This is a genomic window from Vibrio sp. J2-4 (genome assembly GCF_021728155.1).
Taxonomy (GTDB): Bacteria; Pseudomonadota; Gammaproteobacteria; order Enterobacterales; family Vibrionaceae; genus Vibrio; species Vibrio diabolicus.
Genome location: NZ_JAKKCN010000003.1, coordinates 529830 through 543989, shown reverse-complemented (window position 1 = coordinate 543989; position 14160 = coordinate 529830). Strand labels below are relative to the sequence as shown.

General features: G+C 46.0%; 10 protein-coding genes. 8 read left to right on the top strand and 2 right to left on the bottom strand.

Annotated features, from left to right (window positions below; all coding sequences use genetic code 11):
- Window positions 1-4 precede the first annotated feature (4 nt).
- The 3 genes from L3V32_RS12645 to L3V32_RS12635 are packed head-to-tail and all read left to right on the top strand — an operon-like array spanning window position 5 to window position 4308.
- A complete protein-coding gene (locus L3V32_RS12645) occupies window positions 5-2254 on the top strand; it encodes a proprotein convertase P-domain-containing protein (protein WP_237284419.1) in 2250 nt (749 codons plus the stop codon).
- A gap of 25 nt (window positions 2255-2279) precedes the next feature.
- A complete protein-coding gene (locus L3V32_RS12640; RefSeq protein ID WP_237284418.1) occupies window positions 2280-3731 on the top strand; it encodes a DUF1566 domain-containing protein in 1452 nt (483 codons plus the stop codon).
- Between the two features lies 1 nt (window position 3732).
- Window positions 3733-4308, top strand: a complete 576-nt coding sequence (locus L3V32_RS12635) for a DUF1566 domain-containing protein (protein ID WP_237284417.1) — start codon at window positions 3733-3735, stop codon at window positions 4306-4308.
- A 109-nt stretch (window positions 4309-4417) separates the two neighbouring features.
- Here the strand turns inward: L3V32_RS12635 and L3V32_RS12630 are convergent, their stop codons facing one another.
- Window positions 4418-6061, bottom strand: a complete 1644-nt coding sequence (locus L3V32_RS12630) for a methyl-accepting chemotaxis protein (RefSeq protein ID WP_237284416.1) — start codon at window positions 6059-6061, stop codon at window positions 4418-4420.
- A gap of 328 nt (window positions 6062-6389) precedes the next feature.
- On the opposite strand from L3V32_RS12630, the gene L3V32_RS12625 reads away from it, so the two are divergent.
- From L3V32_RS12625 to L3V32_RS12605, 5 genes are all read left to right on the top strand, one after another.
- Window positions 6390-7211 carry a phosphate ABC transporter substrate-binding protein gene (locus L3V32_RS12625; protein WP_006741922.1) on the top strand — a complete coding sequence of 274 codons (822 nt, stop codon included), beginning with the start codon at window positions 6390-6392 and terminating at the stop codon, window positions 7209-7211.
- Window positions 7212-7314: 103 nt separating this feature from the next.
- Complete coding sequence (pstC, locus tag L3V32_RS12620; protein ID WP_006741921.1) at window positions 7315-8247, top strand: phosphate ABC transporter permease subunit PstC; 933 nt, start codon at window positions 7315-7317, stop codon at window positions 8245-8247.
- Window positions 8248-8269: 22 nt separating this feature from the next.
- Window positions 8270-9133 carry a phosphate ABC transporter permease PstA gene (gene pstA, locus L3V32_RS12615; protein ID WP_005397882.1) on the top strand — a complete coding sequence of 288 codons (864 nt, stop codon included), beginning with the start codon at window positions 8270-8272 and terminating at the stop codon, window positions 9131-9133.
- A gap of 60 nt (window positions 9134-9193) precedes the next feature.
- The gene (gene pstB / locus L3V32_RS12610) at window positions 9194-9943 is read left to right on the top strand and encodes a phosphate ABC transporter ATP-binding protein PstB (protein WP_005397884.1); all 750 of its coding nucleotides are present in this window, start codon (window positions 9194-9196) and stop codon (window positions 9941-9943) included.
- A 327-nt stretch (window positions 9944-10270) separates the two neighbouring features.
- Window positions 10271-12394, top strand: a complete 2124-nt coding sequence (locus L3V32_RS12605; RefSeq protein WP_237284415.1) for a GGDEF domain-containing protein — start codon at window positions 10271-10273, stop codon at window positions 12392-12394.
- 116 nt (window positions 12395-12510) lie between these two features.
- On the opposite strand, the gene L3V32_RS12600 is transcribed toward L3V32_RS12605, so the two are convergent.
- Complete coding sequence (locus L3V32_RS12600) at window positions 12511-14157, bottom strand: BatD family protein (protein WP_237284414.1); 1647 nt, start codon at window positions 14155-14157, stop codon at window positions 12511-12513.
- Window positions 14158-14160 lie beyond the last annotated feature (3 nt).

Sequence of the window (14160 nt, the reverse complement as noted above, 5' to 3'; positions counted from 1 at the left end):
CTGCATGAAACTCAAACTTTTGGCGCTTTCTCTTGCGTTGGCAGGCGTTCAAGTGACGAACGCTGCCGAGTGGGATTACCCTAGCGCTGCCATTACGGTTACGAACCAAGCTGAAGCGCTGCGCTATTTACAAGCGAATTACGCTAGCGCTGGCGAACTTAAGTTTCGCTATCAAACTCGTTCTAAGCTCGGAGATCATTACAACTTTGATGTGTGGGTCGATGGGCAGTATCAACCGCAACGCACCATTGTGTTGTCGACTAACCAAGACAGCCAAGTTGAACGTATTTTCAAAAGCCTTGAAGATACGGTGATTCGTAATGGTGAGGCGATGCCAGCCGGAGAACTGGAACTGCCTGTTCGATTGGAAGTGACCGAGCCGCCAGCATTGAGCTCTGGTGAGTTAGTGACTGTTCCCGTCTCACTCTTTGATCCTGATTTACGTACAATGCAGCAACAAGCTGCGCCTGATTCTGCTTGGAATTCGTTAGAGGATTATCCGCAGCCACTTCAATATGTTGAGAAGCAGATTCAAGTTTTGCAGTCCGATGGCAAGTTCTACCTAGCCAACGAGCGCGTTAAACAGGTGGATGCACTTGCATTACTGTCTTCACCTGCGGTAGGTGCGGAGCCTGTGCGTGATACAAGCAGTATTTTGCCGCCTGAGGGGGTTCAATCTTTTGCGGATGTAAAAGCGATGCAAAGCGCTCAACTTGGCGACAATGCCTTTTTGCAGTTGATGGCGTTTTACCATCTTGACAGCTCACTGCAGTACTTATCGAGCTTGAGCTATGACTTATTTGAAGAACCGCTTCGTTTTGATGGGCGTGGTTTAGCGCTCGACAACTCTTCTTACTACACAGGTTCGCGTGCGCTGATGTTAGGCGTTGGCGGAGTATCTCCAGATGCTGCAGATGCAGATGTGATTTTGCACGAGCTAGGACACGGGATTCACTATCAAATCGTTCCTGATTGGGCGTATGGCCATACTGGCGCGATTGGAGAAGGTGTTGGTGATTACTGGGCGGGCAGCGCGAGCTACCGAACACAGTATTTAGACGCAGCTCGCCGTGGCCAAGAATTCGAGTTAGATACGGTGTTCAACTGGGACGGTATGTTCGGAACACGCAAAACAACTCGTAGCTTATGGAACCAAAGAGCGCGTTACTTCGAGAGCTCAGAGTATCCAGCGCACGTTAGTGTGGGCGGTGAACTAGGCGATGAGCTGTGGTCAACGCCACTGTTCCAAGCACTTAAAGCGTCGGTTGAACGATATGGTGATGATACCGATAACGTGTTCCGCGAGTTTGACGCCATTGTACTTGAAGGCATGTACGGTATTGGTCGTGGCGTGAAAATGCATGATCTTGCGGAATCCACCGTGTTTGCCGCAAGCACTTTGTTCCCAAATAAAGACTATGCCCAGTTCCTGACGGACAGCTTCAAAAAACACAACTTACTTAAGGCGCCTCTTCGTGTTCGCTATGACGCTCGATACATCGCACAAGGTCAAGACGTGGGAGTGAGCCTGAGCCAAACTGGCCGCGAAGCGAGCATCAAAGGGCAATGGCAGCTAAATAACGCATCCGTTTTCGACTTTGATGAAACGCTTTCTGACTCGACCTCAATGAAGGTGGCGTTACCAAGCGGTCTGACATGTGGCACGCAATTCGATTCCTCTATTTCATTGGATTACCAATTTGCTGAAGGCTTAAAGACTCACCAGTGGAGCGAAAAGGTGATGCTGGTTAATGGTACGCCAGAGCTCGATATCCAGCCTCAACCTGTGAACTCCGCTTTGCCTGAGCAGGGTGACAGATTGTTCTCTCAGACGCTATCGGACAAGTCACGCACGATTGATGATTCGTTTGCGGTTTACCTGAACATCGAACATGACTCATTGCAGGATCTGCAAGTGACGCTTGTGTCTCCACAAGGTAAATCGGTTGTGCTACTTAGCCATCAATCAAGCAATACCAATGGATTTAAAGGTTACTTCACCGCTCAGTATGACGAGGAGTTACAAGCACTTGTCGGTCAACCGAGTTGGGGTACTTGGCGTCTCGAAGTATCTGACCGCGTGTCAGGGAACTCTGGGGTGTTGAAAGAGTGGGGTGTTAGTCACTTTGCTCAGTATCAGTGTAGTGCTGATACCACTAAAGAAAGCAGTGGTGGTTCAGGTGGCAGTGGTTCGCTTTGGACCTTGGTAGGACTTTTCCTGCTTTCAATGGTGAGAGTGATTCGTTCTCGTTAATTAAAATCTAAAGAAGACAAAATTTATGAAGTTTCAATATTCTTTCGTTGCTATGTCACTAGCCCTAGCTGGTTGTGGCGGTGGTTCTGGTGGTGACACGTCAACACCGACCTATAATGTAGCTGGCACCATCGTTTCTGCAGGTACACTTCTTGATACGCCAGTATGTATCGATTTAAACCAGAACTACGTTTGTGATACTACTGAACCGAGTGCTAAAACGGATAATGCTGGTAAGTTCTCCCTGACGTCAAGCGACAAGAACATTTTGACTAGCACGATTCTTGCTCAAGTTGATCAAGGCTCAAACCAAACGTTGCGTCTTGCGGCTCCAGGCCAAAACTTAGCCACGGGTAACACAGTAAATGGTGTAACAACATTGCTCGCAGGTCTTGTGGTTGACGGTAAAACCGTTGCTCAAGCTGAAGAGATTGTTAAAGCGCAACTGGCTAGTGTAGGCGTTTCGCTGAATGGTTCGGTGATGTCTAACGCAGAAGCCAGCGAGCTAGACAAGCTAGAGCAAAACACGGTTGCGCTATTAGCTGCGATGCAACCACAACAAATGACCAAAGGCGTAGCGCTGCTTGCTCAAAGTCTTAGCTTCCAAGGTAAATCGCTAGCCTCTGATCTTTTGTCTGAAGCGGAAGTGAGTGCATTTTCTGAAGAAATTGCAGCGGTTGCTGAACAAACGGTTGGTAGTAACGATACGGGTGCCATTCTTCACTTTGCTGATGGCGCTGCAGACGTTGCAGAGGTTCAAGCTTCTTACCCTGGTCAAGATGCGGAATACGGCTTCGACAAACAGGACAAGCAAACGTCGACAGGCGCGGGCTTTAAGTTCGTTAAGCTAGATTCACAAGGCGCTGCTTTAGCTGCAGATGCCACTGAGTGGGCTTGCACTTTGGATGAGCGTACTGGTCTTGTTTGGGAAAATAAGAGTGCGGATGCGAGCTCGGTTCAATTTAAAGACCGCCTATTTGCGTTTGAGTCTGAAACATTTAAGCCATTTAGCAAAGATGTAGATCTTGCGGGCTGTAAAGAGGTGGGCGATGAAATTTGTACTACGAGCCAATACGTTGAGTACATAAACAAACAATCGTTATGTGGAATCACTGGTTGGCGCCTGCCTACTTACCGTGAAACTTATGACTTACTAGACTTTGGTGAACAAACACTGTTTGCTCCGAACGATGAATATGCAAAATACAACGTCTATGGTTTTAATGTTAAATACTTTCCACAGCAAACCATAGGTAGTCCTTATTTAGAACAAGGTGCGTTTTGGCATGACGGTTTTAGGTTTACGGACACATCATCACAGCTCATGGATGGTGAGATTTATTTCCCCGCAATTGTCTCTCGGGGCGCAGATAGAGGGGCCACTTCATTCGTTGAGATTCGCTCAAGCAGTACAAGTGAAGATGCCTATGATTCCTACCAATTCCCAATCCGTCTAGTAGCAGTTAAGGGACAATAAGATGAAGAAACTAATGACCGCGCTATCTCTTGTGTTGGCTTCTCAAGTAGCAATGGCAGCACAAGAGTGTTCGACTGAGTTTGCTAAAACAGCACCTAATACACGTTACACTTATTCAGATAAGGGAACTGTAACTGACTTAAAAACAGGTCTTACATGGATGCGCTGTCCAGTCGGTATGACATGGAATGCAGCAAACGAAGAATGCACCGGAACGCGAGCTACGATGTCATGGCAATTCGCGCTGTCTACGGCCCAACAAATTCGTAATCCGTCCGGTAACCACCCTCTACACAACTTTGCTGGCAAAAAGAATTGGCGACTAGCAAACATTAAAGAGTTGGTATCGTTAACGGAGCAAGCTTGCTATAGACCAGCGATGAATGGTACAGGCTTTGCGAGCGGTTATACACTGACAGACAAGGACGATATTTTAGGACGTAATATCTGGAGTAACACACCTAATGGTGACGGTAAGCATGTTGCTACTCTTGATACGACTAATGGTGAGGTTTTCAATAGAGATCCATTAGACTCAAGTTTCAAAAGCTCTCTCTTGTTAGTGACAGATGAATAATACTTATTACGTTAATAAAGATTGATAGCTTTGCCTTTATAAAAAGCTCCGCCAGTGCGGAGCTTTTTTCTTTTCTAACCTTTGGCACTTATCGTGTTGAGCAGAATGTTTAAACTTGGAACTGCTTAAGTTGGTGCTTTTGGTTTTCCGCTAAGTCTGAAAGCTCTTGAGCGGCAGAGGCGGACTGCGTAATGCCAGTCACGTTCTGGCTCACTAGTTCATAGATGTTCGTTAAGTTGTTGTTGATATCGGCCGTGACCTGTTTCTGCTCTTCTGATGCGGTCGCCACTTGCGTGTTGATTGAGTTCAGAGCGGCGATAGCATTACTGATATTAGCAAGTGATTGGCTAACTTCTTGTGCCAGAGCTTGGTTGTCTGACAACATGGCTAAGCTAGAGTGCATGCTTTCATTTGCGTGACCCGATTGCTGCTGAAGCTCTTCGATGATGGTTTGGATCTCTTTCGTCGATTCCTGAGTTCGCGCCGCTAACATACGTACTTCATCGGCGACTACCGCAAAGCCTCGGCCACTTTCGCCCGCTCGTGCAGCCTCGATCGCTGCATTCAGTGCAAGCAAATTGGTTTGCTCAGAAATGCCTTCAATCACTTCGATCACGCGACCAATGTGTTCTGATTGATCTTTCAGCGATGTCACGACGGCTGCGGCTTCGTTGAGTTGTTCTGCCATTTTTTCGCTTGCGCGAGTGCTTTCCTCAAACATGCTCAGACTTTGTGAGGTAAGCATGCTTGCTTGATTTGATGCGCTATCGGCTTCTTGTGCATTGGTCGACACTTCAGCTGCGGTCGATTCTAGTTGGTTGATTGCCGAAGCCACTTGCTCAACTTCTTGCTTTTCTTGATCTGAGTTAACGCTGCTTTGAGTCATAACAGTCGCTAACTCGGTCGATGCTGATGCCACATCCTCACTAATTCGAACTAATGCACTCACGGTTTCACGCAGTTTGTCGATGGTTTGGTTTACATCCTGAGCCAGTTGCGACACTTCGTTTTTTCCGATGGCTTCGGCTTTAACCAATAGATTTCCTTTCGCGACTTCTTGCATGGTTCCTTGAAGGTTACGAATCGGTGCAACGATATAGCTGGCTAGTATCCAACTAATAAGCGAAGCGGCACTCAAGATAACTGCAAGCGTGACCGCGCTGTAAGTGAGCGTGGTTGAATGCTGTTCGCCATTCGTTTCGACTTCATCGGTGACGATTTGATTCAATTGCTTAGACAGGTTGTCGATGGCGTTGATCATCGCTTCGCCAGCCAATCGGTATTCTGCCATCGCAGATTCGTACTTTTGATTGAAATCGGATGTGGTGTAGCCAGAAGAGTGCTTGGTGGTGAGCAGAGGTGTCATGGTGACGCGCGTGAAATCAACATAGTGATCCATGGCTTTGCGCATTGCATTCACTTCGGTTTGAACGCCTGGGAGGCTATCGATGGAATTCAGAAAATCGCGGTTTTTGTTTTGTCGTTCAGACAGTTCTTGGTTGAGAGATTGGACATCTTCGGCTCTAAATAGACTGTAAATGGCTTTGATGCGCATGGCGTAGGTGTTGTCTACGATGGCGCTGAGTTCCTCTTTATGAACGATCAGCTTGTTGGTGGAAGTGGAAACCTTATTGAATGCTTGGTCGAGCTTGCCGATTCCGACGCTCAATCCAATGATGAGTAATACAACGGTGAATAGAACAGGTAAAAAGACCTGCAGTTTAATAGAAAGCGTACTAAGAAATTGACGCATGATTGACCCTCTATCGGTTTGATTATTATCTTTTTTATAAATAAGCATTTCGATTTTAATTGCCATATTCGTCAAATCAATGACTTACTCATATCCAATTGTTATGAAATGTACCAAAATCGATGGAGTTATCATTTTGAACGCGCGGCAATTTATAAAAGCGCTAAGCTAAAAACGGTAGAGGGATCAGTCGCGGAATTAATATACAGAAATGACAACGTGTCATAGAGGGTTCAACTAAGTGAAACACAACTGTCATATTCAAATTCTAAAGTGAGCACCGTTCAAGTGAAACACAACGGCAATAAAGCCACTTAAGGAAATTGTGATGAAAAAGACAGTAATCGGTGCAATCGCACTTCTAGGCGCAATGGCAGTGACTCCTGTTTCTGCTAAAGAAACTATCTCTGCAGTGGGTTCTAGCAGCGTAACTCCACTGATGGAAGTTTTCTCTGAAACGTACATGAAGAAGAACCCTAACGTATTTATCGAAGTTCAAGGCCCTGGTTCTTCAGCTGGTGTTAAAGCAGCAAAAAATGGTTCAGCAGACCTTGGTATGTCTTCTCGTAATCTAAAAGACTCTGAAAAAGAATCAACACTAATCGAAGAAGTGGTTGCTCGTGATGGTATCGCAGTGGTTGTTAACCCACAAAACAAACTGCCTGGCCTAACAGCAGAGCAAGTGACTGCAATCTACAAAGGCGAAGTATCAAACTGGAAAGAAGTCGGTGGTGCAGACAAGCCAATCGTAGCAATTACTCGTGACACGGCTTCAGGTACTCGTGGCGCATTTGAAGACATCATGTCTCTTAAAATGAAGATTTCTGGTAAGAAGGTATCAGCTATCTCTCAACGTGCTCAAGTTGCAAACGGTAACGGCGCACTAAAAACAATGGTTGCATCTAACCCATACGCAATCGGCTACATTTCTCTTGGTACTGTAGACAACACTGTTAATGCTCTAGCAATCGACGGCGTTGATGCAACGGTAGCTAACGTGAAAAACGGTTCTTACAAAGTAGCTCGTCCATTCCTTGTGCTTTACAAAGAAGGCAAGCCATCAGCTGAAACGCAAAAATTCCTAGACTGGATGCTAACTGAAGATGCGCAAAAGCTAGTTGACCAAAACGGTTACATCTCAGTTAACTAATTTTATCGGGACTCTTAAGTTTGCTCAGCCCACCATTCAGGGCTGAGCCTTTTCTATCCATAGTGTTCACCGGCAAAACGCCCAGAACCGTGAGATTTTTTAAATGACCATCGCAACAAATAGTGAAAAGCTTATGAATACTGACGCTAAAGCTATCAGCAAGCCCGGCCTGCGTGAGAAACGTCGCGTAGACTGGAAAGAGCGTATCTTCCACGGCTTGTTCCTAACCAGTGCCGTTATCGGCATCGTCTCATTAGCCGTTATTGCTTACTTTATTGTTCGAGAAAGTATCCCGGCATTCCAAGAAGCTGGTGTATCGGGCATCGTTCTTGGACAAAACTGGCTGCCGCCTGCACTTTACGGTGTTGCGACAATGATTGTTGCATCTATTGTATCGACGGCAGGTGCGGTAATCGTCGGTGTGCCAATTGGTGTGCTGACGGCTATCTTCATTGCCGAAATCGCACCAAAGCGTCTTGCGGATATTATTCGTCCTGCAGTTGAGCTTTTGGCAGGTATCCCGTCTGTGGTTTATGGTTTCTTTGGTTTGGTCATCATCGTACCGCTGATTCAAAACATCTTTAATGTCCCTGCGGGTAACACGATTTTGGCAGGTATCATCGTGCTTGGTGTGATGATTCTACCGACCGTAATCACGGTATCTGAAACGTCTATTCGAGCTGTGCCTCGTGCATACAAAGAAGGCTCTTTGGCACTTGGCGCTTCGAAAATCTACACAATCTTCAAATTGCTCGTTCCAGCGGCTCGTTCAGGGATCATGACGGGTGTGATTTTGGGTATTGGCCGTGCTTTAGGTGAGACAATGGCGATCATCATGGTGATGGGTAATGCACCTGCTATGCCAGAAGGCATCCTGGATTCGGCACGTACGCTAACCGCAAACATCGCGATTGAAATGTCTTACGCAAGCGGTATTCACGCCAACGCTCTTTACGCCACCGGTGTTGTACTTCTGGTCTTCATCATGTCGTTGAACGCTGTACTTCTTTACCTAAACCGAGAAAAAGCGAAGTAATCGCTCGTTAAAGGTGACTATTATGGATCGCGCAAAACTAAAACAAGCTCGCCAGTTCAAAGATAACGTCTTTAACGCTTTGGTTTGGATTTCGGCAGCACTAACGGTAGGTTTTTTGTTCTGGATTATCTGGTATATCCTATCAAATGGTCTACAACACGTAGATTGGAACTTCATTACTGATAACTACACACGTACTGGTGAAGAGCACGGTATCTTCCCGATGATCGTCTCGACCATCTACATGGTTATCGCATCCATCGCGGTAGCGGCGCCACTGGGTATCATGACGGCAATCTACTTAACCGAATACGCGAAAGTCGGTAGCCGATTGGTAAAGATTATCCGATTCTGTACTGAGTCGTTGGCGGGTATCCCATCGATCATCTTCGGTCTATTCGGTATGACGTTCTTCGTGGCAATTCTTGGCCTAGGCTTCTCGATTCTGTCGGGTGCACTGACTCTAAGTATTCTTATTCTGCCAGTGATCATCCGTACTACGGAAGAAGCACTGATGGCAGTGCCTCAAACGTATCGTGAAGGCTCTTACGGCCTTGGCGCTTCAAAAATTTACACTATCTGGCGTTTGATTCTTCCGAGCGCAATGCCAGGTATCTTAACCTCGGTCATTCTAAGTATTGGTCGTGTCATTGGTGAGTCTGCTCCTGTATTTCTGACAGCAGGCATGGTTGCTCGTATTCCAGATTCTCTGTTGGACTCCGGTCGTACATTAACCGTTCACCTATACAAACTGACTACCGAACTGTTTACCGTTGAAGAATGGAATCAGGCTTACGGTACCGCAACAGTGCTTATCGTGGTTGTTCTTCTGATCAACATGGTAACGAAACTGATTGCTAGACGTTTTAACACCGCAACTTACTAACAACACTAATTAAGAACGCACGTTAAAAGACACGAATTCAAGATTTAAGAGATTAAGAAAATGAACAAATTTGATATTGAAAACCTAGACTTATTCTACGGTGAAAACCAAGCACTGAAATCGATCAACCTACCAATTCCAGTTCGCCAAGTAACGGCGCTTATCGGCCCGTCAGGTTGTGGTAAATCAACGCTTCTACGTTGTTTGAACCGCATGAACGATCTAATCGAAGGCGTGAAAATCACGGGTAAATTGGCGATGGACGGCGAAGACATTTACGGCAACATTGATGTCGCGGATCTTCGCATCAAGGTTGGCATGGTGTTCCAGAAGCCAAACCCATTCCCGATGAGCATCTACGAAAACGTGGCTTACGGCCTACGTGCTCAAGGTATCAAAGACAAGAAACACATTGACGAAGTGGTAGAGCGTTCACTACGCGGTGCAGCACTTTGGGACGAAGTGAAAGATCGTCTGAAGTCACACGCATTTGGTCTGTCGGGTGGTCAGCAACAGCGTCTGTGTATCGCTCGTACGATCGCTATGGAGCCGGATGTGATTCTGATGGATGAACCAACTTCGGCACTTGACCCAATTGCGACACATAAAATCGAAGAATTGATGGAAGAGCTGAAGAAGAACTACACCATCGTTATCGTGACTCACTCAATGCAACAGGCGCGTCGTATCTCTGACCGTACTGCGTTCTTCCTAATGGGTGAACTGGTTGAGCATAACGATACTCAAGTGATCTTCAGTAACCCTCAAGATGACCGTACTCAAGGCTACGTAAATGGTGATTTCGGTTAATTCGCCATATTTACAAGCATAACTAAATAACTATAAGCGATGGTAACTTTGCCCCTCTTTTTGAGGGGCCTTTTTCTTTTCAAGCTGCAGATTTATAACACCAACCTATACCAATAATTCTTGCAAGGAAGCACAAATACCCCCCTTTTTATAGAACATGTAACTTATGTGAAATACGGTTATAAAAGTGCTGAAGAGCTCTCGAATGTGAAACTAAGTCTGATAATTTTGCGAATGACTTAACAGCTCAAATTTGATTGTATTGATTGCATATGATGGCCTAAGTAGTTTTTTATCGAGAATAAAAAAGTAGATTAGGTTGGTAGGGTGAGTTTAAGAAGTTTTACAAGAAAAGTGTCTTCAACGAGGGATCATCGCTTATTAGCGGAGGCGATATTTGATCATTTAGAGAGTTTGTTCTCCCCTCAAGCCTTAGCCATTTTTGAAGATCCTTCAATCAATCCCCGTTATTCTGTGAGTTTCTCTCGCGGGGAGCTTTACCCAATCCAAAGCTATCCTGACAGCTTCTGGGAGTGGGCAAGTCAGTTTGACACTTCTGAAAGCATCATTCCTCTGGCGATCAATACTTGTAACTGGAATCACACCCAAGATTTAGGTGGAGATAGTTACATAATGATGCTCGATAACACGCCTATCAAACGCACCTACCTACTGATTCAATCTGTTCATGCTCGCACGGCACACAATATCTATGAAGAAAGCTATGATGCAATGCAGCTTGCAGCGGCGCGTTGGCAGTGCATTCGCGCCGAGAAAAATGCGTCGCAAGAGATGAGACACAGAGACATTCGTGAAGCGCAATATGTCGATGAAATTAACCAACGCGAGCGCTTTATCGAGAACATGAAGTTAGTTCAGCAAGTTGCTCTCGAGATCTCCAACCCTGATTCCTTAAAAGATTTGTATTACAAAGCCGTCGAAGCGCTACGTCAACGGTTGGGGTTTGACCGCACCACACTGATGCTGCTGGACATGAAAAAGCGAAGTTTCAGCGGTACATACGGCACGGATGAGTCTGGTATTACGATCGATGAATTCCACACGCAGTACGACCTTCATCAACTGAGTGAGGAATACATCGCTGCGCTGTCGAGCCTTGAGAGCAATTTAGTGATCGTGGAAGATGCGCCGATATACACGGCAGGTAAAGTGGTTGGGCAGGGGTGGAACGCGATGTTGATTCTACGTGATGGCAATGAGCCATTTGGTTGGTTCGCGCTTGATAACTTTATTCATCGCAAGCCGATAACAGCGTATCAAAAACAGATGTTGGACTCGTTTGGCTCCCTTTTCTCACAAATTTACATTCGAAAGCGCCAGGAGCAGAACGTGCGTATGTTGCATTCAAGCATGGTTGAGCTATCACGCTGTACAACCGTCAGTGATGTATGTAAATCGGCCGTCACTTTTGCCATCAAAAATCTTGGTATTGATCGGATGGCGGTGTTTTTGACCGATGAAAATTGCTCATACATGCAAGGCACTTGGGGGACTGACATTCAAGGCAATGTGGTGGATGAGTCTTATTTCTTTGGTGAGACACAAGACTTTTCGTTGATCAATTTAGCTCGCGCCGTACCTAGTGAAGTTGCATTTGAGGAATCCGTTCCTATTTATCATGACTGTAATATTGTCGGCTTTGGCTGGGCTGCGATGACGGTTTTGACTTCGAATAGCAGCGGGCCCATCGCTTTTATTGCCGTTGATAACTTATTGACGCGCGCGCCGCTGACTTCTCAGCTACGTGAAGTGATTCGTATGTTCGCTTCCAGTCTAGCGGAGGTTTTGCAGCGCACTCAAGCGCAAGAGGCGATTCGCGGATTAAACGAAAACCTGGAGTTAGAAGTACAGAACCGAACCAAAGAGTTGGAAGAAGCCAACCGACAGCTTGAGGTACTTTCTAAACTTGACCCTCTGACACGTCTTGGCAATCGCCGTATGTTAGAACATGTGATGCAGAAATATTGCGCGCTAGAGTGTGAGGAAGCGATGTCCTTTGGTCTTATCCTGATTGATATTGATCACTTTGGGTTATTTAACAATCACTATGGCCATCTCGAAGGGGATATCGCACTAATGCGCGTGGGTCATATCTTGGATCATCATACCAAAGGTGAAGACGAGGTTTTCTGTCGCATTGGTGGAGAAGAGTTTGTGTTACTAATGATCGGCTCTGATCAAGAGGCGGTAAAGCAGAGAGCGGAACGTATTCGTCAATGCATTGAAGATGAAGGCATCAAACACCAACACAACCCAGAAGGTGAGCTGCTCACTGTGTCAGTCGGTTATTCTTGTTACAAAACGAAAGGCAAAGACTTTAATTTCGACCATCTTTACCAGTTGTCGGATAAGGCACTCTATCAAGCGAAGAGTCATGGTCGAAATTGCGTAAGGCGATATGAGTTAGAGCATCAAGCTTTTGTTGAATAAGTGATGCTCATAACATCAAAGTTACTGAGACAGTTTGGTTGATTTTTAGATAAAACTGCTAAAGTGAGTTTGGTCGCACAAGCAAAATGGCAGCTCTCGTGAGCTGCCATTTTGCTTTATAGTTTTTCTAGCTGGTGGTCGGTTTTCGTTACGTTTGCTTTGCTAAGGTTTTGAATTTTTGCCAGTAGCGAGTCTGGACACCAAGATTGTTGATTGGCACTAAAACGCGCTTGGTTCATGGCGTCAAGCTCTTGTTTTACGGCTTGCGCATCACCAGGGCTTAACCTGTCTCGGTGAGTGTTTAGATACTCGTTTACTGAGCGTTCAATTTTAGCAGCGTCCCCTTCATTGATGACTTTTTTCAACGTATCAACGCAAAGAGGTTGCTCGGTATTCGAAACCGTTTTACTCGCCGTCATAGGACGCTTCTTCCATGTCCAAATCGCGACTCCTAACGTCGCCACCCAAAGCCCTGCGAAAACAAAGGTCAGAGTTTGCCAGAGACTGTTCACTCCACTGTTTGGTTCGGGACTGATGGCTGACTCAGGTGGTGTTGGCAGAGGCGACTCCGGCAACGTGATAAGCCCGGTGTCACTTTGCTTTATTTCTAATTGTAGCTCTGGTAACGTCGCTTTTTTCGCTTCATCATTTTGGCTGTCCCACCAGTTCAAATGGTATCCCGGCAAGGTATATGACCCAGCCTCAGTGGGGATAATGACTTGCTTCACTGTCATGATAACGGTGCCATCTCTCGCGCTGTCGAATTGAGGCTGTTCTGGGTAGACCCGCAGCGAACTTGGATAATCAATACTTACTCGTGGAAGGTATTCGGCTTGTGTTCCGCGAGCTTTAATTTGAATGGTTCGAGTGAGTGAAGAGCCCTGTTTGACAGTGTTGAGCGCATTAACCGACAGTGGATTACCTTGATCGTCTTGCCAGCTCTGCGTCATTTCTAACGCTGAAGCTGGAAGCCATTCCCCTTCAAATTCACTTGGAATTGGTTTTACCTCGATAGGCATTTGCTCAGCTTTGGTGTTGATTGGCATGATCTTGGTAGAGCCCGTCAAGCTGTCGCCATAAATGTAAGAGCCTGTCAGTCTAGGACCTATCAAGGTGTAAGTACCCGGCTGATTCGCCGTTAAGCGAAACGACTGTTCAATGACCGCTACTTCTAATCCATTTAAGATCTTTTGTCCCTGCTGTAAGCCACCAATCGCTTCAAGCTTCATGCCTTCAATCTTTGGAGGCACAATTTGTGGGTTATCAAGACGGCGGGTATCTGCTTTGATCAAAAGCTGCATACGTAATGTCGCAGATTGTTGAGGGTACAGCGTGCTGTTGTCGACACTGATATTAAAGCTAAATAGGTCATCGAGATTGGGTTCAGCTTGGCTTGCGGTGACACGAAGCTTTATTGGCTCCGTTCTCATACCATCTGCGGAAAAGCTCGGAATAGTCAGAACACCTTCTTTCATCGGCGCAATCGAGATACTCCACTCAGTACGTACAGATTTTCTTCCGTTAATGTTATTGCTGGAGCGCCCATAACGAGGTTGACCCAAGAAAAAGTCGTTCTCAAGTACATTAAAGTCAATTGCATCTGAGCTGAGCTCAGTATCTGCCATGATTCTGAGGTTGATCACTTCATTCTTAGCAACTTGTGTTTTATTGACGCTTGCTTGAAGCGTCTGTGCCATCACCGAGAAGCTGGATAATAGGCTGGCCACAAGAATAAAGATCAGTTGTACGCCTTTGTTCATCACGGG